The sequence below is a fragment of the Catalinimonas alkaloidigena genome, assembly GCF_029504655.1.
Lineage (GTDB): Bacteria > Bacteroidota > Bacteroidia > Cytophagales > Cyclobacteriaceae > Catalinimonas > Catalinimonas alkaloidigena.
In genome coordinates this window covers 3,862,898-3,883,388 of record NZ_JAQFIL010000001.1, presented here as the reverse complement: position 1 = coordinate 3,883,388, position 20,491 = coordinate 3,862,898, and the positions used below count along the sequence as shown (strand labels likewise).

Annotated in this window: 15 protein-coding genes; 13 read left to right on the top strand and 2 right to left on the bottom strand. The window is 43.1% G+C overall.

Going from position 1 to position 20,491, the window contains the following annotated elements:
- Positions 1-58 precede the first annotated feature (58 nt).
- The gene (locus OKW21_RS15760) at positions 59-1,693 is read right to left on the bottom strand and encodes an amidase (RefSeq protein WP_277480793.1); all 1,635 of its coding nucleotides are present in this window, start codon (positions 1,691-1,693) and stop codon (positions 59-61) included.
- Between the two features lie 257 nt (positions 1,694-1,950).
- Between OKW21_RS15760 and OKW21_RS15755 the strand changes: the two genes are divergently transcribed.
- The gene (locus tag OKW21_RS15755; RefSeq protein WP_277480787.1) at positions 1,951-2,571 is read left to right on the top strand and encodes an RNA polymerase sigma factor; all 621 of its coding nucleotides are present in this window, start codon (positions 1,951-1,953) and stop codon (positions 2,569-2,571) included.
- 3 nt (positions 2,572-2,574) lie between these two features.
- Here OKW21_RS15755 and OKW21_RS15750 read toward each other — a convergent pair whose 3' ends face one another.
- Positions 2,575-2,814 carry a hypothetical protein gene (locus tag OKW21_RS15750; protein WP_277480783.1) on the bottom strand — a complete coding sequence of 80 codons (240 nt, stop codon included), beginning with the start codon at positions 2,812-2,814 and terminating at the stop codon, positions 2,575-2,577.
- Positions 2,815-3,063: 249 nt separating this feature from the next.
- Here OKW21_RS15750 and OKW21_RS15745 point away from each other — a divergent pair, with 249 nt between their 5' ends.
- The 12 genes from OKW21_RS15745 to OKW21_RS15690 all read left to right on the top strand — a co-directional run bounded on the left by OKW21_RS15745 (position 3,064) and on the right by OKW21_RS15690 (position 20,441).
- Positions 3,064-4,071 carry a FecR family protein gene (locus OKW21_RS15745; RefSeq protein ID WP_277480781.1) on the top strand — a complete coding sequence of 336 codons (1,008 nt, stop codon included), beginning with the start codon at positions 3,064-3,066 and terminating at the stop codon, positions 4,069-4,071.
- Between the two features lie 467 nt (positions 4,072-4,538).
- Positions 4,539-7,664, top strand: coding sequence for a SusC/RagA family TonB-linked outer membrane protein (locus tag OKW21_RS15740; RefSeq protein WP_277487702.1), 3,126 nt, complete (start codon positions 4,539-4,541; stop codon positions 7,662-7,664).
- Positions 7,665-7,676: 12 nt separating this feature from the next.
- Complete coding sequence (locus OKW21_RS15735) at positions 7,677-9,200, top strand: SusD/RagB family nutrient-binding outer membrane lipoprotein (RefSeq protein WP_277480779.1); 1,524 nt, start codon at positions 7,677-7,679, stop codon at positions 9,198-9,200.
- Between the two features lie 77 nt (positions 9,201-9,277).
- Positions 9,278-10,225: an RraA family protein gene (locus OKW21_RS15730; RefSeq protein WP_277480777.1), complete on the top strand. Its 948-nt coding sequence runs from the start codon at positions 9,278-9,280 to the stop codon at positions 10,223-10,225.
- Positions 10,226-10,335: 110 nt separating this feature from the next.
- Entirely contained in the window at positions 10,336-11,616 is a 1,281-nt protein-coding gene (locus OKW21_RS15725) for a mandelate racemase/muconate lactonizing enzyme family protein (protein ID WP_277480774.1), read from the top strand.
- Positions 11,617-11,733: 117 nt separating this feature from the next.
- Positions 11,734-12,669: an RraA family protein gene (locus tag OKW21_RS15720; protein WP_277480771.1), complete on the top strand. Its 936-nt coding sequence runs from the start codon at positions 11,734-11,736 to the stop codon at positions 12,667-12,669.
- Between the two features lie 31 nt (positions 12,670-12,700).
- A complete protein-coding gene (locus OKW21_RS15715) occupies positions 12,701-14,140 on the top strand; it encodes a mandelate racemase/muconate lactonizing enzyme family protein (protein WP_277480769.1) in 1,440 nt (479 codons plus the stop codon).
- 34 nt (positions 14,141-14,174) lie between these two features.
- On the top strand, positions 14,175-15,635 hold the full coding sequence (locus OKW21_RS15710) for a mandelate racemase/muconate lactonizing enzyme family protein (RefSeq protein WP_420870111.1): 1,461 nt from the start codon (positions 14,175-14,177) through the stop codon (positions 15,633-15,635).
- An 81-nt stretch (positions 15,636-15,716) separates the two neighbouring features.
- Positions 15,717-16,868 carry a bile acid:sodium symporter family protein gene (locus OKW21_RS15705; protein ID WP_420870110.1) on the top strand — a complete coding sequence of 384 codons (1,152 nt, stop codon included), beginning with the start codon at positions 15,717-15,719 and terminating at the stop codon, positions 16,866-16,868.
- Between the two features lie 8 nt (positions 16,869-16,876).
- Entirely contained in the window at positions 16,877-18,256 is a 1,380-nt protein-coding gene (locus OKW21_RS15700; protein ID WP_277480766.1) for an AGE family epimerase/isomerase, read from the top strand.
- A 143-nt stretch (positions 18,257-18,399) separates the two neighbouring features.
- Positions 18,400-19,509: a hypothetical protein gene (locus OKW21_RS15695; RefSeq protein ID WP_277480763.1), complete on the top strand. Its 1,110-nt coding sequence runs from the start codon at positions 18,400-18,402 to the stop codon at positions 19,507-19,509.
- Positions 19,506-20,441 carry a ComEA family DNA-binding protein gene (locus tag OKW21_RS15690; protein WP_277480760.1) on the top strand — a complete coding sequence of 312 codons (936 nt, stop codon included), beginning with the start codon at positions 19,506-19,508 and terminating at the stop codon, positions 20,439-20,441. Before OKW21_RS15695 ends, OKW21_RS15690 begins: the two co-directional genes overlap by 4 nt.
- Positions 20,442-20,491: the final 50 nt, after the last annotated feature.

Genomic DNA, 20,491 nt, shown 5'->3' with positions numbered 1-20,491 from the left:
TAGTAAAGTAAGTTAGCGGTCTTTAATCTAAAAATAATGAATTGTAAGTACTCTTACCTCACACAATATGGGTTAAAAACTTAGGCTTCTTCCGATTTTTACTGGCCTGCTCATAGGCGTAAGCGATGCTGATCAGCTCAGGTTCCGTCCAGGCTTTACCAAAAATTGAAATCCCAACAGGAAGTCCATGTACAAAACCCGCGGGAACAGTGATATTTGGGTAGCCGGCCTGGGCAGCAGGAGAGGAACTTCCTCCCAGAAAATGATCGCCAGTAATCAGGTCGGTTGGCCAAGCAGGTCCTCCGGTAGGAGCGATGATAGCATCAAGATCATGTTCTTGCATACGCAAATCAATGCCTTCTTTGCCATTTACTCTTTTTATCTTGGCCAGAGCATCTTTATATTCTTCAGTATTCAGGTCACCTTTCTCCTGGGCTCTCTCCAGTATTTCCTGTTTGAAGTAAGGCATGGCACTTGCTTCATTTGCTTTGTTGAAAGCGATGACTTCCTCAAGGGATTTGACCGGCGCATTTGGGTGTTCCTGCAAATATTGATTCAGGTCAGCCTTAAACTCGTAGAGCAGTACCTGAAAACCCGCATTTCCCAGGGGTTCATCAGCCTGTACTTTCTCCACGTCTACCAATGTAGCTCCCTGCTGACGCATCCTTTCAAAAGCGGCTTCCATTAATGCGTCTACTTCTTCATGAAAGCCCATAGCTCCCCGCCATATTCCGATACGTTTACCTTCCAATCCATTTTCGTTCAGATAAGGCGTATAGTCAGTTAGTGCTTTTCGGCTTTCCGTTTGCGTCGCAGAATCTTTTTCATCCACGGCTGTTATGGTGCCCAGCATGACTACTGCATCAGTTACAGTACGTGCCATAGGGCCGGCAGTATCCTGCGTATGGGCAATGGGGATGATACCTGCTCTACTCAATAATCCCAAAGTAGGTTTAATGCCTACGATGCCATTGGTGGAAGCAGGGCAAACGATGGAACCGTTGGTTTCTGTGCCTATCGCCAGCGCACAGAGATTCGCTGAAACAGCCACTCCTGAGCCCGAACTGCTTCCGCAGGGATTACGGTTGGTAGCATAAGGGTTTTTGGTTTGGCCACCCCGGCTGCTCCATCCGCTGGATGAGCGTGTAGAACGAAAATTAGCCCATTCACTTAAGTTTGTTTTGGCAAGAATGATCGCCCCTGCTTCCCTGAGTTGTTTGACGATAAAAGCATCTTCTTCAGCCTGGTGTCCTTCCATTGCCAGTGCTCCGGCAGTAGTTTGCATACGGTCACCGGTATCAATATTGTCTTTGAGCATGATAGGAATGCCATGCAGTGAGCCGCGAACATTTCCGTTTGCTCGCTCTTCATCCAGTCGTTGTGCAATTTCCAGTGCTTCAGGGTTGAGCTCAATGACAGCCTTTAGGGAAGGGCCATTTTTATCAATGGCCACTATCCTTTCCAGATAAAGCTGTGTGATGGCTTCAGCAGTATAAGTACCATCTTCCATACCTTTCTGAAGTTCAGCGATAGTAATTTCATCTAGCTCAAAATCGGGTGCAAATGTGTCAGTGTCCTGAGCTGTAAGTTCGGACTCGACTGCCTGGGGTTGGCAGGAACTTAATGAAAGACCAAGGCCAGAAAGTGAGACACTGCCTAGGGAAGAGTTCAGAAGAAATTTTCTGCGGTTCATAAATGAAAACAGGCTTGGATAAGATGAGCCAATCTACAAAAAATCTATGGCATGTATCAATTAACTGGTCCAATGCCAAATATTTAACCAGAGCATCCGCCATGCTTAAGTATACATTATTTCCATTCAGATGTAGATGTATCAATCCCAATATCAATTGAAAAGGAAATAATTTGCCTTCACAGGCTGATGCATTGTATTTCTTTTAAAAATTACTTAAGATTATTAATGCTTTTGCGCATTTCACAACAACCTAAATGACTGATTCAGAATCATTGAATAATCCTCAGAATTGCTGGAAGGATTTTCTGGCGGGGAGTCACCTTGCATTTTCCCAACTTTTTAAGAGTCATTATAACGCGCTGTTTCAGTACGCTCGCCGACAATACGGGAGAGAAGAGCCTGCTCATGAGTGTGTTCAGCAACTTTTCTATCAGCTTTGGGTAGGGCGTAAGAATATCAGTGAAGTATCGCATGTAAAAGCGTATCTCTTCAAAGCGCTAAGGTCTTCAATACAAAAAGAAAAACAATACCATCATCGTTTTTTACACCTTGATGCTCATGTTCAGCCTATTTCATTTTCACACGAAGAGATCATTGTAGATGATGAAACAAACGAAATTCGCAAAAAGAAAATTGCCACTTCATTAAATAATCTGCCTAAGAGGCAACGTGAAGTTCTTTACCTAAAGTATTATGAAAATCTAAGCTATCAGCAGATTGCTGAAATACTGGGGATGAACTATCAATCGGTGGTCAATAGTGTATTCAGGGCGATACAACGTCTGCGAGAAGAGGATGAACTTAAACATTTGGTGCTTTACTCATTAATGTTGCCAGGGCTTTTCTGCTTGTACTGGAGCTTACTTATACAATAATATTTAGTGCTTTGGCTTTCCTTCATACATCTTGATGATTCTCCGGGTGTCATCGTACAGATACTTAAACTTCCATTCCGCTTCCTGTACGTCTGTCTCCCCAGACTCATAAGTTCCTTTATTTCCCTGCTCATCAATCCAGTCCACTTTCCACGTTTGTAGCTCAGCTATTCCAGGAGAATTTTCACATTGGTTGTTGCTATATTTTTTAAACAGCCTTCCTCCAGACAGTTGGTATAACACTTTAAATATTCGTTGAAAAAGATTCATAAATACAAATCAATGAAAATTTACAGATTGTTTAATAGAAACGGGTTTTCTTTGAAATACCTGACATCTCACAGAGATTTTATTGTTTATTTTTTTAAGCTACCACAGGAATTTTTAAGAATAAAAAGTGCTGAAATTTAGCTTAAACATATTTATCTCGCCACAACTGAGTATAAAATTAAGCTTTTCTGCTCTAGTTAATTATCAACTAAGCTAATTGACTTGAAAAATTCTTATTCACTACACGAACTTCTAGAAAGTGAGTCTTTCCAACAGTATGTGAAGCGGTCTGATGTTCAAGCCGTGGAGCAGTGGACATTATGGTTGGCTGAACATCCCGAACAGGGGGAACGGATAGAGGGGGCCCGGAAGATAATTCTAGGAATACAATTTAAGAAAAAAAGCCTGTCCATGGAAGAGATTGAGCAGGCTTGGACCAATGTGGAGCGCAGCATTCAAGAGCGTAGCTACAGCTACCCCTTCGGGCAGCGAAGTTATTACTACTCAGTGATTGCAGCCACAATATCACTGCTGATGGTAGCAATCGCATCCTGGTGGGTTTACAGCGCATCTTATCAGATGAATATAAAGACTGATTACGGTGAAACTAAATCATTGCGTCTGCCTGATGGCTCTGAAGTTACTTTAAATGCCAACTCTCATCTAAGCTTTGATGTACGTGAGCTGATAGGCCGGGAAAGAAAGGTAGACTTAGAAGGAGAGGCTTACTTTCATGTAGTACAAAGAAGCATAGAAGGGTTGCGCTCATCTTTTAATGTAAATACTGAGGAGGGAGGTACAATAGAGGTTTTGGGTACCAGCTTTAATGTACAAAACCGTAGAGACTATACTCAGGTAGTACTGGAGAGTGGAAAAGTGAAGTTTAAGACCGAAACAAAAGCGACCACCCTGGAGCCCGGGGAAATGATTGAATATTCAAAAACTACTCAGAAAGTATCTAAGAAAAACGTGCAGGCCGAGATGTATAGTGCCTGGAAAGATCAGAAGCTGTTTTTTGATGATACCCCTCTTTCTACCATCGCAATACTACTTGAAGATACCTACGGCTTTAAAATAGTATTTGAGGATGAACAGCTGAAAACGATGAAAATTAGTGGAGAGGTCACTGCCAAAAACCTTAACACTTTGTTACAGGCGGTGGAAAAGCTTTTTAGAATTTCAATCACACGTCAAGATAATACACTACGATTCAATTCCTATGAACCTTAAATGCATACCCAATGAAAACAACCTTCTACAAAAATCTGATAGGCTATTGCTTTATCTTATTGCTTTTTAGCAATACAGGCATCGTCTACGCTCAATCACAGGTGCTGGCCTCTAATGAAAATACTTCCCTGCTTTGGCAGGAGGAGTATTCCGTCAGTTCACTTGAAGATGTAATTGAGCAACTACAGCAAAAGTATGATGCTTCTTTTTTATATGAAAAGAAGTATGTCAAGGACCAAAAGGTAAAAGTGAGGCTTGATTTTGATAAAGCGCTGGAATACAACCTCAAAAAAATTCTCCTTAAGTCTTCACTTACCTACGAAAAAATTGATGCGCAAACTTATGTAATACTTAGCCAGGAAGAGAAAGAGAAGAGTATCAGGAAAATAAATCAGCAGAGCATTCAGAATGAGGCATCAACTGAGCAGGAATATAGAAAAGATAAGCTTATTGCTTCAATTTCCTCAATGGCAGCTGATCTGAGTAGCGATGATGTAGAACAAAGCATAAAAGGAAGGGTAACTGATGCTGAAAGCCAGAGCCCCTTACCGGGTGTCAACGTACTGGTAGAAGGAACCAATATAGGTACGGTGACCGATATTGATGGAAACTATGCAATCAGTGCTCCTGACGATGCCAGCACCCTTATTTTTTCTCTGGTAGGGTTTGTTTCTCAGGAAGTGGACATCAACGGACGGTCTACCATCAATGTCACGATGCGAACTGATATTACTGAGCTGAGCGAAGTGGTGGTAACAGCGCTGGGTATAGAGAAAGATTCCCGGACGCTGGGGTATGCTACTGCCACAGTAGATCCTGAAGAGTTTACTGTAAACCGTACCCCAAACGTGATGAATGCGCTACAAGGCAAAATCGCCGGGGTAAATATTTCAAACATGGGTACAGGGCCAGGTGGTACTTCCAAAATCCGAATCAGAGGACAATCTTCCATTTCAGGACAGAATAACCCCCTGATAGTAGTGAATGGTATTCCTATTGACAATACCAACTTTGGCACAAATCCGGGAGGAAATGACCCTAATGCTTTGGGTAACAATGGTACCGGCCTTACTTCTGATGGAGGAGACGGTCTTACCAGTATCAACCCCGACGATATTGAGAATATGACAGTCTTAAAAGGAGCCGCAGCGGCAGCGCTCTATGGATCAAGAGCCAAAGACGGAGTGATCATGATTACTACTAAAAAGGGGAGAGGAGTAACAGGCATAGGTGTTACCTATAACCTGAACTACACCAATGAGCAACCCCTGGACTTTACTGACTATCAGTACGAATACGGGCAGGGAGAAAATGGTGTGCGTCCTACCTCACCCAACCCTACTTCCGGTCAGTGGTCATTCGGTGAGCGCTTTCAACCCGGCATGACACAAATCTTATTTGATGGTATAGAAGTACCTTATGTGCCAGTGTATGACCGTGTTGATAAGTTCTTCAGAAATGGTCAGAACATAACCAACACCATTTCTTTGGCAGCGGGTAGTGAAAAAGGAGGGTTTAACCTTTCCCTCTCCAATTTGAGAAGCTTAGGTATCGTACCTAACAATACCTATGAGCGCAGAACCATCAATCTGGGATTTGACTACAGTCTGTCTGATAAGTTTAGTGTAACCGGTAGCTTTAACTATTCCAACGAATACAACAAAAATCCGCCCAACGTGGCCCAACAGGATAATACTATTCCGGTGGCTCTTTACAATATGGCTAACTCTATGCCTTTGGATCTGCTGGATGAAAACAAATACAATGCGGAGGGCAATGAGTTCGTGTATTCAAGGTTCAGAAACCGTACAAATCCATATTTTACCCTTGCCGAGCAGTTTCAGAATGTACGTCGTGACCGGGTGTTTGGTAACGTTGCCCTGAAATATGATATCACGGACTGGCTGTATGTCCAGGGACGTATCGGTCAGGACTACTGGTCAAGGGATCAGGAAGCCAACAATTATCCTACAGGACAGGCCTCGCGCCCACCGGCTCCTGAAGGTTTTGTAAATGGAATCTATACCCAGGAGGCACGTAGATTTAGAGAGATCAACTCCGATATACTGGTCAATGCCTACAAAGAATTTGGTGATATTGGAGTTAACCTAAGCGTGGGTGGAAACCGCATGTACCGCAGGATGGACCGCAACTTCGTGCAGGTTACCGACTTTGTGATCCGTGACCTTTATACCGTGCAGAATGGCCGTGTGAAAGATCCAACCTATGCGCTATCGGAAAGAGGCGTGAATTCAATATACGGTTCGGCTGAGCTGTCTTACAAAGATCGCCTATTCCTGAATGGTACCTTCCGTAACGACTGGTTTTCCACACTATCAGCTGAAAACCGAAGCATATCATACCCTTCAGTATCGGCAAGCTATGTCTTCTCGGAGTCAATGGATAATGTATCCGGATGGTTAAGTTTCGGAAAACTCAGAGCTGCTTATGCAGAAGTAGGGAGCGATACTGATGTGCCTCCTTATTCTGATGTGCTGTTTTATGGTGTTAACGCCAACCTTTTCGCCAATCCATCAGGAGCAATGCAACCGGTAGCGAATATCAATGGCAATACTGTCCCTAATCCGGATCTAAGGCCAATGAGAGCATCAGAAATTGAGTTTGGTACCGAGCTGAGATTTTTTGGGGATCTGGTAGGTCTGGACCTGGCTGTATATCAGAAGAACACCACTGACCAGATTGTGACCGCTCAGATTTCTGATGGTTCAGGCTTTGTAAATACGCTGATCAACAGTGGGGAAAGCCAGACTCGTGGACTGGAGATGTTGTTCAATATCACACCAGTGGTAACCAATAATTTTCAGTGGAATTTCACATTCAACGGATCGTATAATATTACCGAGATATTGAAGCTACAAACTGAAACTCCGGGTGAAGAAATTCTGGTAGGTAGCCATGTTTTTAACGGATTCCTGAAGCAAATTGTAGGTGAAGAGATGGGTCAGTTGGCTGGCTTTGGCTATAAAAGAGATGAGCAGGGACGCAAGGTATTCGGAGCGAATGGGGTCGCACTTCGTACTGATGACCTGGTAACTTTTGGCAGTGCCTTACCTAAATGGGTTGGTGGGTTTACCAATTCCTTCAATTACAGGGGTATCAATTTCTCTTTCCTGATAGACTTCAAGTTAGGAAACCAGATGATGTCAGGTACCAATTTCAACGCTACGCGTCATGGTCTGCACAAAATGACACTGGAAGGTCGTGAAGGTGGCGTAATTGGTGAGGGTGTAAATGAACAGGGAGAGCCCAATACTGTGGCTGCTGATCCCCAGACCTATTGGGAAGTGGTACGCTCTCAGCAACTGGTAGAACCTATAGTCTACAATGGGGGGTACTGGAAATTACGTCAAGTATCTTTAGGTTATGACTTCTCACGCTTCCTGCCTGAGAGCTTCCCTGCCAAAGCAGTAAGGCTCAATTTCGTAGCCAACAATGTGTTGATGCTGAAGAAATGGGTGCCAAATATTGACCCTGAGTCATTTGGATTTACTTCTGATAACCTTGTTGGCTTGGAGTCCACCGGTTTACCTACAACTCGTGGCCTTGGATTTAATTTGAATGTAAAATTTTAGAAACCCATCGTTATGAATAAGTTATTTATATTTCGTTTTCTTCCATTGGTCCTTGTTTTGCTCTTAGCCTGTGATGAAGGTTTTGATGAACTGAATACCAATGAGACCGAGGCCACTTCGGTTGACCCTGCCTTTCAGCTTAATAGTGCGATTATCAACATGTCATATCCTGGTTCAGTGCTGGTATACGATATGGGAATTGTACAGCAGATCATCACTCCAAACTCTGGAGTATTGACAGGTGCAAATTTTAACCAGGATAACCGCAATTCAACGGAGAATATGTGGGTGAATTATTATCGTAATGTAATTCGGTCTACCCGCGATATCATCAGTCGTATTGAAGATGTTCCCGAAAGAAATAACCTGCTTCAGATGACGCGTATTCTCCAGGCGCATGCTTTTATGCTGCTGACCGATACCTATGGGGATATTCCATACTTTGAAGGAGGAAAAGCATTTACTGACCAAAACTTCTTTCCCGTCTATGATCCTCAGCAGGAGGTTTATGCGGATATTATCAGCGAACTCAGTCAGGCTACTCCTGCGCTTGATGCGTCCGGTACTATTGAGAATGCGGATGTATTGTATGGTGGTGACATAGAATTGTGGAAAAAATATGGTAATTCCTTGCTGCTCAGAGCCGGAATGCGTCACAGTAAAATTGATCCTTCTACCGCTCAGCAGGTTGTTCAACGGGCTTTTCAAAATGGTGTAATCACCTCTAATGATGAAAATGCGCTAATTCGGCATGACGCGAACTACGTAAACGGACCCGGTCGTACGCTAAACGCCACTGAAGCCAACAATTATTATCTCGCTGCTCCATTTGTTGAATACTTACAGGAAAATGATGACCCTAGGCTTGAAGCTATTGCAGTCAGGTATGTAGGTGCCGCTTCCGGCCCGGAGCAGGTTCCTGCTATTGCCTCTAATGACCCTGATATCCAGATTGGTATGCCGATGGGTAATAATGATGAAACTGCCAGGCAGGTAGCCGCAGAGCTGGATTTAGCCAGTTTTTATGAGTTCTCTCAGGCAGACCGTAACCGGGTGGTTCAGCAGACTTCACCCATGTTTTTGGTGACTGCCGCTCAGACGCAGCTACTGCTGGCTGAGGCTGCTTCCCGGGATTGGATATCAGGTTCTGCGGAAACGTTTTACAACGCAGGGGTTAGGGCTCATATGCAACAAATGGCGCTGTATGATGAAGATTCTACTATCCCTGAGGCTGAGATTGACGCATATCTAGCTGCTAATCCCTTTGATGATGCTAATGCGCTTGAGCAGATCAACTCCCAATACTGGGTAGCTTCTTTCCTGAATGGGCCTGAGGCATTTGCTAACTTCAGAAGAAGTGGCTTCCCTGACTTAGATCCCAATCCATTTCCTAATCAGGATATTTCGGGAGACTTTATTCGCAGGCTTACCTATCCATCTTCTGAGATTGCTGTGAATTCGGAAAATGTAAATGCTGCAATTTCTCGTATGGGAGCGGATAATCTTGACACCAGGGTCTGGTGGGATGCCGAATAGGAAAAAAATGAATTGTATATTACAAAGATAGGCTGGAAATCCAATCCAGCCTATCCTATGAATTGATAAATACTACCATGAGAATAAACAACCTTAAAGTGAGCATGCTGCTCATTTGCCTGATCTTTATCCAGTACATTGCGATAGCCCAGACGATTAGCAGAGATCAAATGTTGCTTTACACACCCCTCTGGGAAGGTGAGCGTTTTGAAGATGGCCGCCCTAAGGTTTCGGATGAAATTCTTGAACGGATGAAGTTAGTTACCCATGAGGAAGCCTGGGCAGTAATGAAAAATGAGGGTTTTCAGCATCAATATGAAGAAGACTGGCTTAGCATACACCCTGAGCAGGTGTTAGTAGGCAGAGCATATACTGCACTCTTTATGCCAGGCAGGCCTGATGTGTATCAATCTACCCTTGACAAAGGGCATGAAGAAGGACGCATCAAAGGGCAGAATTCATGGCCCGTTGATGAGCTTCAAGCCGGTGATGTATACGTAGCAGATCAGTTTGGAGCGCATAAAGATGGCCCTACCATAGGAGACAATCTGGCCAATGCTATCTATGCTAATTCCGGTAATGGAATCGTTTATAATGGAGCCATTCGGGACATAGAAGGCCTCAAAGAGTTACCCGAATTCACTTCTTTTGTCAGAAGTTATCACCCTTCCCATCATAACCCCTCTCATGGGCAAAACACAACACTGATTGGCATGAATGTACCTATCAATCTGGGTAGTGTGATGGTAGTCCCCGGAGATGTGATTTTAGGGAAAGAAGGTGGAGTAAGTGTGATTCCAGCCCATCTGGCTGAAAAAGTAGTGAAGACCTCTGAGATTGTCAGGTTAAGGGACATGTTCGGACATCAGCGCCTGAGAGAAAAAAAATATACTGCCGGTCAGATTGATACGCGATGGTCTGATGAGATTGAAAAGGATTTTTCACAATGGTTAGAAGCCAATGTTGACGAGCTGCCGGTCCCTCCTGAGCAAATTCAGGAAATACTTGAAAACCGGACCTGGTGAGTGAAGAGTTTTGGGTAAAGGATTATGAGTTGAGCTTATAAAACTCTATAACTTCCTAAACCTTCAAACTCTCCTACGCCCATACCCAATAACACCTAAACCTAAAACCAATGACCAAAAATTTCTCAAGACGTTCATTTATGTCCAAAGGCGCTGCCGGAGCAGTAGGCCTCTCTCTTTTTGCAAATTTTGCCAATGATCTTTTTGCCGCCGTTCAAAAACAGTCTTTATATTCAGCACCATCCGATTTACAGATTACTGATGTCAAATGTGCATACATCCGTGGCGGGCATAGTCTGTTTGTCAAGGTGTACAGTAATCAGGATATTGTCGGGCACGGCGAGGCAGTAGATGCTACGCCCGGCACCTATCATCTGGTAAAAATGATGGGAGAGCGTATTAAAGGAAATAACCCTCTCAATATGCACCGTATTTTTGAGGATGTTCGCCGCAGAGGGTTTTTTGAAGGGGCTCAGTCCGGTATGTATGTCGCTACGCTTACTGCCATAGAGACTGCCCTTTGGGATATGGCAGGGAAAGCGCTAAATATGCCGGTATACCAACTTTTGGGTGGTAAATTCAGAGATAACATCAGGGTGTATATGGATACCGCACTTTATCAGAGTTCATTGCCCTCTCCTCAGGATTTTGCGGATGCAGCCACTGAAGCCGTGAACATGGGCATGACCGCTGTAAAATTTGACCTTGATCAAGCCAACGACCCTAATAAATATGACAAATATAACTGGACTGCCAGCCCCGGAGAGTTGCAAAGAATGTACGATCAGGTTGCCGCTGCCCGTGAAGCAGTTGGTCCTAACATAGATATCTGTTGCGATATGCACGGCAGGTATGATTTAACTACAGGAATGAAAGTCGCCAATATGCTGGAACCTCTTAACCTGATGTGGCTGGAAGAACCCATCCCTGCTGAAAATCTGGAAGCATACCGACTGATAGCGGAGTCAACTTCCACACCAATTTGTACCGGTGAGAACTTATACCTGGCCCATCCATTTCGCCGTCTGCTGGAGATTGGTGGAGCAGATATTATCATGCCTGATTTACAAAAAGCAGGAGGGTTGGGTGAGGCGCAAAGAATTGCCAACCTGGCAAATCTATATTATGTTCCTTTCGCCCCTCATATGGTCGCTTCTTATCTGGGGGCTATGGCTTCCAGCCATGTGTGTGCTTCGGTACCAAACTTTATGATACTGGAGTGGCAGATCTATTTTCATAAAAATCCTATGTTTAAAGAGATAGTAGACTTTGAGGGTGAGATGGTCGTGGATGGGCACATACCGCTTTCTAACAAACCGGGTATAGGCGTAGAAATCAATGAAGAAGGGCTAAGAAAGTATGCTGATGAGAATGTGCCATTCTTTGCTTAAGCATAGCATGAAGTTTTTGCTTGTTAATTTAAAGCCTGGTTCATAAGTTCAACCCTTTATTTCAAATTAAATAAAAGTTTTTAACACTAGTATTAACAATTTAAAGGAAACAAAATAATGAAACGTAATTACCTGATTTTTTTCATCTTTTCCGGCTTACTTTTTTTTGCTTCACCTACTGTGGCGCAGCATGTAACCTTAAGTAAGGAGGAAATGATGGAGTTAACTTCTGACTGGGAAGGAGAGCGCTATCCAGACGGGCGACCAAAAGTAGCTCAGGAACTACTGGATAGAGCTAAAAATATTTCAATAGAAGAGGCCTGGGGAGTGCTGCGTAATAAAGGTTACAATAACCAGTTTGATGGCGGATGGGAAATGCTTCATCAAGACCAACCTTTTGCCGGACGTGCCCTTACAGCTCAATATATGCCCTCCCGCCCTGATGTAGCTGAAGATATTGAAGCGCAGGGTGAGGCAGACGGAAGAATTGGTGGATCAAACTCATGGCCTATTGATGAACTACAAATGGGTGATGTGTATGTGGCCGACGGCTTTGGGAAAATAGTTGATGGCACGCTCATTGGCGATAACCTGGGCAATTCCATCTATGCTAAATCCGGCAACGGCGTTGTCTTTGATGGTTCATCCAGAGATCTGGAAGGACTTTCTAAAATTGAAGGATTCAATGCGTATGTACGTGGCTGGGACCCCTCATTTATCAAAGATATGATGCTTACCGGTATTAATACCCCCATTCGTATAGGAAGAGCTACCGTCATGCCGGGCGATGTGGTTCTGGCCAAGCGAGAAGGCGTAATATTTATTCCTGCCCATCTGGCTGAAGAAGTGATCACCAATGCTGAATTTATTGCTTTGCGTGACCAGTTTGGTCATCAGATGTTGAGAGAAGGAACCTTTACTCCGGGTCAGATAGATTCACGTTGGACCGATGACATCAAAGAAGCTTTTTTGGGTTGGTTGGATGATAATCCGGATATGCTACCTATGTCTAGGGAAGAGCTCGATGAATTCTTAGAAGGAAGAGTCTGGTAAATTCAAAACTACTAATACACAACCTGTACTCATGAAAAATCAAAAAGAATGGATTAAAAGACTGCAAGGCACGGAGCAAAGTGCAAAAGCAAAAAAATCCGGCAACGGCAGGCGTGATTTTATGCAGAAAGCTGGCCTGGGAGGCCTGGCTGTTGGCTCTGCTTTTCTGGGCAAACCGATAGAAGAGACTTTGGAATACACTACGCAGAAAGTCAACAAACATTCTGCCCCATCAGATTTACAGATCACTGACCTGCGCATTGCCAAATATGGTAATGTGCCATTGGTCAGAATAGATACCAATCAGGGGATTTATGGTTTGGGAGATGTAAGAGACGGAGCAGATAAGCGCTATGCGCTTTTTCTCAAGAGCCGGATACTGGGAGATAACCCTTGTAATGTGGAACGTATCTTTCGCAAAATCAAGCAGTTTGGCTGGCACGGTCGCCAGGGTGGGGGAGTCTCCGGTGTAGAGATGGCGCTTTGGGACCTGGCCGGAAAGGCGTATGGAGTGCCGGTATATCAACTCTTTGGGGGCAAATACAGAGATAAAGTGCGCATCTATGTAGATACCCCTACGGTGAGTGATCCTGATCAGTTTGCCCAACGCATGAAGGGACGGGTAGACAAAGGCTTTACAATCCTCAAGATGGACGTAGGAATTGGCCTGATTAAAGATATACCCGGCACACTTATTAACACTGCAGGCTGGGGTGAGATGCGAGGTTGGACAGACCGCGATGTTACCAGTTATGCGCAGACCAAACACCCTCTGACCAGAGTACAAATCACAGAGAAAGGAATAGAGCTGCTTACCGAGTACATTGCCAAAACACGGGAGGCAATAGGTTATGAGGTTCCTCTGGGTATTGATCATCTTGGCCATATGGGTGTAAATAGCATGATCAAGTTGGGCAAAGCCTTTGAGCCTTATACACTTTCATGGCTGGAGGATATGGTGCCCTGGCAAAATACAGAGGATTGGAAGACCATCACGGAAGCTTTGGACACTCCTACGATGACGGGTGAGGATATTTATCATAAAGATTATTTCAAAGATCTGATCGTGAACAAAGCGGTGGATATTGTGCATCCCGACCCTGGCAGCGCCGGAGGTTTGTTGCAAACCAAGCTTATTGGTGATATGGCGGAGGAATATGGAATCGCAATGGCGGTGCATCATGCTGCTTCTCCAGTTTCCTTCATGGGTAGTGTGCATGCGATAGCTGCTACATACAATTTTATTGCCCTGGAGCATCACTCAGTAGATACTGAATGGTGGGAAGATCTGGTGACAGGCATTGAAAAGCCCATTGTTCAGAATGGTTATGTCAATGTACCTGAGAAGCCGGGCATAGGTGTAGAACTTAACGAAGATGTAGTAAAAGAACATCTTGCCAAAGGAGAGGAATACTTTGCGCCCACTGAAGAATGGAATGAAGTACGTTCCTGGGACCGACTCTGGAGTTAACCCAATAATTATCTAATACATCAATCTAATAACTATGAATGCTAAAAAGATACATGAATTATTAAAAATGCCTGCCCACAAAGAAGTAGTTAAGCAGGAGGCAGCAAAGAAGTCCTCCACCAATGGAAGACGGGAATTCTTCCAGAAAGCGGGGCTGGGCGGGCTGGCATTAGGCGGCTTTATGAACAAGTCAATTGAAGAAACTCTTGAGTTCTCTACCCAAAAAGTCAACAAAAACTCCAGCCCTACTGACCTGAAAATTACGGATATGCGCGTGGTGGAAATTGCCAACGCCCCCATGCCCTGTCCGGTGATCAGAATAGATACCAACCAGGGAATCTATGGCCTGGGCGAAGTTCGTGACCATGCCAGTCCGAAATACGCTCTTTTTCTGAAGAGCCGTATTTTAGGTGAGAACCCCTGTAATGTGGATCGTATCTTTAAGAAAATTAAGCAGTTTGGAGGACATTCCCGTCAGGCAGGAGGTGTATGTGCAGTGGAAATGGCGCTCTGGGACTTGGCAGGTAAAGCGTATAACGTCCCTGCCTATCAAATGGTGGGAGGTAAATTTCGTGACAAAGTTCGTTTATACTGCGATACCGCCGGATCTCCTGACCCTATCACCTACGCCAAGCGCATGAAAGAAAGAGTAGACCAGGGCTATACTTTCCTGAAAATGGATTTTGGTATCCAAATGTTGAAAGACGAAAAGAACACGGTCATCAACAGTAACATGTATGACATCGGGCAGCAGTGGAGTCGTGAATATGGCAGCTACGGAAGCACAGCCCACCCTTTTACCAGAATCCAGATTACTGATGAAGGCTTAGAGAAAGTTGCTGAGTATGTAAAGCAGGTGAGAGATGTGGTAGGCTATGAGATTCCACTGGCAGCCGACCATTTTGGCCATTTTGATACCAATGAAGCCATACGTTTGGGCAGAGTCCTTGAGCCGTATCGCCTGGCTTACCTGGAAGACCTGGTGCCCTGGCAGTATACTGAAAAGTGGAAGGAGATTACAAACAACATCACTACACCTACACTCACCGGTGAGGATATTTTTCTGAAAGAAGAGTTTATCAAACTCATTGATGCTCGTGCAATTGATATGGTCCATCCTGACCTCGCTTCTTCGGGTGGAATTCTGGAAACCAAAAAAATCGGTGATTATGCAGAGGAAAATGGTATTCCGATGATGATGCACTTTGCCGGTACGCCAGTATCCATGATGGCCAATGTACACTGCGCGGCTGCCACTCAGAACTTCATCGCACTGGAGCATCATTCAGTGGATATAGATTGGTGGGAAAACCTGGTCACCGGAATTGAGAAACCTATTGTACAAGATGGGCATATAGTAGTACCGGAGAAACCCGGCTTGGGGGTGGAACTCAATGAGGATGTAGTGAAAGAACATATGAAGAAAGGTACCAAATACTTTGCGCCGACTCCTGAGTGGGATACTGTGGACTCTGCTGATAGACTCTGGAGTTAAATATTATTTTTGAAATGCCAGGTTTTTAACTAAGCCTGGCATTTTCTTTTTTGTTAATTTGTGCTGTACTAATACATGAATATGAAACAGACTAAAACGATTTACCAAATAATGTTGGGCCTGGCGTTTGCCTGCGCATTAGCAGTAGTCATTATGTTATTGATGGGGCTGGAAAGTGGGATAGGTCTCTTACTGACAGCCTTTTTTCTTTTTCTTGCCATAGCATTTCGGGGATTTTCATTTTTGCGAGGCTTTTCTTTTACAGTAATTATTTTCGCCTCTGTCACCGTTGCCATGTTTTATCCTTCCTATTTTCAGGAAGTCAATGGTTTTGACCTGAAAAATCTGTTCACACCATTACTACAAATTATTATGTTTGGAATGGGTACTGCCATGAGCATCAAAGATTTTGCCGGGGTAGTTAAAATGCCCAAAGGTGTGCTCTTGGGTATGTTTTTCCAATTCACCATCATGCCTTTTGTAGGTTTCGGATTAGCGAATTTACTGGGGGTATCACCGGAAATTGCAGCGGGTATTATTCTCATAGGTGCTTCACCGAGTGGTTTGGCATCCAACGTAATGGCGTATTTGGCGAAGGCGAATCTGGCTTTATCAGTAACGCTTACTGCATTTGCGACATTACTAGCCCCGTTTGTTACCCCTAATATGATGGCCTGGTTGGGTGGAGAATTTATACAGGTAGATGTCTTGGGTATGATGTGGAGCATGATGAAAATCGTAGTCATTCCGGTGACTGCCGGTTTAATTTTCAACTACTTTTTCCACGGAAAATTTAAATGGCTGGATGATGCCATGCCAATCATTTCAATGTTTGGCATCGCGTATATTATCACTATCATTACCGCCGCCGGTCGTGACGAATTATTAAATGTAGGATTGGTTCTGATTGTCGCGGGATTTTTTCACAATATTTCAGGCTATTTTCTGGGCTATTGGGGAGCAAAGGTTACCGGTATGGTGGAAAGAGACTGCCGAACTATCGCTTTGGAAGTAGGCATGCAAAATGGAGGCCTGGCCTCTGCGCTGGCCAATGAGTTAGGCAAAGTAGCTACTGTAGGTCTGGCTCCAGCGATATTTGGACCTGTCATGAATATCACTGGCTCATCATTAGCGACTTACTGGAGAGGCAAACCAGTGGATGATGAGGATGATCAGCTGAAAAAAGACGAAAAAGATAAAACCAGGCTGGAACACGATAAAGCAGCTACCTGATTATCAATATGAAGTATTTCAGCTTATTTATTTCGTTAGCCGCCCTCTTTGCGGCCTGTCAGCCTGCTGCTGAAGAGAAGTCCGGTGCCGTTGACACAACCGCTATGGATTTTACGGATGAAGTCCGTTATGAGTTAGTAGACAACCTCCTTAAAGTTTGGTACCCAGGAACGATTGACACTACCATGGGAGGTTTTCTGACCAACTTTACACATGATTGGCAACAAATGGATAGGCAGGAAAAAATGATCGTCACCCAGGCCCGCCATGTATGGACGCTCTCCAAAGCTGCCCAACGCTTTCCTGAGGATTCTATGTACAGCAAAGCTGCCCGTCACGGCTATGAGTTTCTGAGAGATAAAATGTGGGATCAGCAAAATGGAGGGTTTTACTGGCTGGTCGACCGTTCCGGTCAGCCCATTATGGATAATGTCAACAATAAGCTGAAAAGAGTTTATGGAAATGCTTTTGGTATCTATGCACTGGCTGCTTATTACAACTTGTCTGAAGATGAAGAAGTATTAGAATTCGCCCAGCAGGCTTTTCAATGGGTAGATGAGCATGCCCATGATCCTGTGGGCCTGGGTTATTACCCAACATTAACCCAAGAGGGCGAGGTGATTGACAGCCTCATGTTTCAAGAGGAGGTGTTTCCTTCTCAAACTTATTTTTACAAAGATCAGAATACCAGTATCCATGTGCTGGAGGCTTTGACAGAGCTGTATCATGTATGGCCGGATGATACCCTGGAAGCACGTCTCAAAGAAATGTTTCATCTGGTACGTGACAAAATGGTCTCTGATAAGGGATATTTACGTTTGTTCTTTTACAATGATTGGACACCCGTATCCTATCTGGACTCTGCCGAAGCAGTTCGTGAAGCTAATTATGGAGTAGACCACGTTTCTTTTGGCCATGACATAGAAACCGCCTATTTGCTCCTGGAAGCTTCTGAAGCTTTAGAAGAATATGAATACAAACAAACCTTAGAGAGAGCCAAGCTCATGGTGGATCATACATTAGCTACTGGCTTTGATCCTGAAAATAGCGGTATTTTGGAAAGAGGGTATTATCTACCCGGTGATGAAAAACTCACGATAATAGATGACAGGAAAAACTGGTGGTCACAATCAGAAGGACTCAATTCCCTTTATCTGTTTTCTACCTTTTACCCGCAGGATAGTATTTACCAACAGGAGTTTGAGCGCCTGTGGGATTATACTAAAAATTACATTATTGATCATGAACATGGCGGTTGGTATACCAACGGATTAGATACTCACCCTTCATCTAAAAATGACCAGAAAGCACAGATCTGGAAAGGAAACTACCATAATGCCCGCTCTCTTTTTAATTTACTAAGAATGTCACAAAACAGAAATATCTGATTTACAATATTGCACCCACATAATTTCTTAAAATTCTGAGAATAGTTTACATCTGTTGAGATGCCGAGAATTCGTGTGGTTCTGTATACGGACACAGTCGTAGATTGTGAAGGTATTCAAAATCCAATATGATGCGGCTCTTAATGGAAAGGCTTGACCTCCCGGAATGTAATAAAGTTATCACCCTCGGTGCCATCCTGTTTTTGACGGTACTGACGCACTTAGTTTCCGAAAAAATATATGCTATTTCAAGGGAAAATTCTGAGCTGAGAGCCCGTATTCATGAGCAAAAAGATCTTTTTCATCATATGCATCATTTTGCATCACATGTAGGTGAGCGTAATATGGGGCTGGAAGAAGAGCTTGAGCAAATTGCTTTACTAAATGAACGATGGTCTCAAAATCATTTTGCCTTCCAATTTGGAACAGGGGCCTTATTTGGGAACAGCAACACACTTATCAAAGAAAAATTTAACCAAATAGAGCCTTATAAAGATGGAATATCAGATGCCGTTAAAGAGTTTTTACTGGTAGTTAACAATGATCATCTGAAGAAGGAAACGGTTAAAAAAATATGTGCTCACGAAAGTTCTTTTTTAGGATTGATGAATGAAATTGAACAAACCTTTATTCAGGAAAATGACAATAGCATTGCTTTCCTTCAAAAATTAAATGTAAGCATCTTAATCATCACGGTGGTTTTTATCATATTTATTGCTCTTCAGTTGATCACATTGAGAATTCATCTGGCTTTCCCCACTTCAATGAGAAATTTATTCAGTAATACTTTGGTTGAAGAATATCTTAACAAACTTACTGCGCATGGAGGGCTGGCATCTGAAAAAGATATATTTAGATTTTCTGAACCAACAATACTATCAGAAGAAAAAGTGAAGCTTTTAGTCATCAAAGACAAGGAAATTCCAATAGATTATATCGCCTGGTTTTTAAATCAATGTGCCTTTGAGTTTAATATTGCTAAAGATGTACAGGCTGCTGAAAGAGCTATTGATGAAGAGAGTTATGATGCGTTGATCATTAGTCATGCCTTATATGATCATTGGAAATCTGAAATCAAATTCTTAGCTCGTGGACAATGGTCACGTTTACCACTGGTAGTTTTGGAAGTGTCTGATATCTGCGAAATCCATACACATATCCATGCCGATGATTTGGTGCATACATCTTCTAAAAAGGGAGTGCTTTATCAAAAAATCGCGGAGAAAATTGCGCTGAAGAAGATAAAACCATGATAAAATACCTCTCTGCCTGGATTAGAGATTATTTTGGTTTTTCAAGAACCGAAACCAGAGGCTTGTTCTTCCTACTCTTCTTAATCACAGTTGCTATCTTTGGCACAATTTATATTGAAAATACAGCTTTCAACAGCTACCAGGAAAAAGAAACTGACCTAAAAATTCTGGATTCTTTGATGCGCGAATTTGAAGCATCAATACAGCAGCCGGTTGCTCAGCATGAAAATGAAGAAGTGCCTAAAACTTTATTTCCTTTTAACCCCAACGCGTCTTCATTTGATACTTTCAGGCAATTGGGCATTAGTGAGAGATTAACAAATCGTATACTGAGCTATCGTAACAAGGGAGGTAGATTTTATCAAGCTAAAGACTTATTGAAAATTTACGACTTCCCGCTTCACCTTTATAAGCAGCTTGAAGCTTATATTGATATTCCTGAGCAAAAGATGAAGGTGAAATCAGCAGTTCTTGCAAAAAATGAGACATTATTAGATTCAGAACCAAAAGCTGAAGTTCCCAAAGATGAAAAGCTTTACCTGGATATTAACCATACTGATTCGCTTCAACTTAAGCAGCTGAAAGGAATAGGTACTGTTCTTTCTGCTCGCATAGTAAAGTATAGAGACCAACTTGGGGGATTTCACAATTTCAACCAACTGAAGGAAGTTTATCATATCAGTGATGATGCGCTAAAAACACTTGAAGATCATACTTTTATAAAAAATGACTTTGAGACAAAAAAAATAAAAATCAATGAGCTTGATTTTAAATCTTTACTGAAGCATCCTTATATTGATTATGAATTGGCGAAAGCGATTATGAATCATCGTAGAATATATGGCAACTTTTCTTCTACTGAACAATTGAGGGAGGTGTACTATATCAAAGAAGAATTACTTGTAAAACTTTTACCCTATATAGTTATTTAATAACGCATGAGAGAGATACCTCTGCGTACACTTTACCCTGAAACGATTCA

Coding starts and splice junctions, on each gene's coding strand:
- OKW21_RS15760 (WP_277480793.1), bottom strand. CDS start 1,693: ATGAACCGCAGAAAATTTCTTCTGAACTCTTCCCTAGGCAGTGTCTCA.
- OKW21_RS15755 (WP_277480787.1), top strand. CDS start 1,951: ATGACTGATTCAGAATCATTGAATAATCCTCAGAATTGCTGGAAGGAT.
- OKW21_RS15740 (WP_277487702.1), top strand. CDS start 4,539: ATGGCAGCTGATCTGAGTAGCGATGATGTAGAACAAAGCATAAAAGGA.
- OKW21_RS15735 (WP_277480779.1), top strand. CDS start 7,677: ATGAATAAGTTATTTATATTTCGTTTTCTTCCATTGGTCCTTGTTTTG.
- OKW21_RS15730 (WP_277480777.1), top strand. CDS start 9,278: ATGAGAATAAACAACCTTAAAGTGAGCATGCTGCTCATTTGCCTGATC.
- OKW21_RS15725 (WP_277480774.1), top strand. CDS start 10,336: ATGACCAAAAATTTCTCAAGACGTTCATTTATGTCCAAAGGCGCTGCC.
- OKW21_RS15720 (WP_277480771.1), top strand. CDS start 11,734: ATGAAACGTAATTACCTGATTTTTTTCATCTTTTCCGGCTTACTTTTT.
- OKW21_RS15715 (WP_277480769.1), top strand. CDS start 12,701: ATGAAAAATCAAAAAGAATGGATTAAAAGACTGCAAGGCACGGAGCAA.
- OKW21_RS15710 (WP_420870111.1), top strand. CDS start 14,175: ATGAATGCTAAAAAGATACATGAATTATTAAAAATGCCTGCCCACAAA.
- OKW21_RS15705 (WP_420870110.1), top strand. CDS start 15,717: ATGAAACAGACTAAAACGATTTACCAAATAATGTTGGGCCTGGCGTTT.
- OKW21_RS15700 (WP_277480766.1), top strand. CDS start 16,877: ATGAAGTATTTCAGCTTATTTATTTCGTTAGCCGCCCTCTTTGCGGCC.
- OKW21_RS15695 (WP_277480763.1), top strand. CDS start 18,400: ATGGAAAGGCTTGACCTCCCGGAATGTAATAAAGTTATCACCCTCGGT.
- OKW21_RS15690 (WP_277480760.1), top strand. CDS start 19,506: ATGATAAAATACCTCTCTGCCTGGATTAGAGATTATTTTGGTTTTTCA.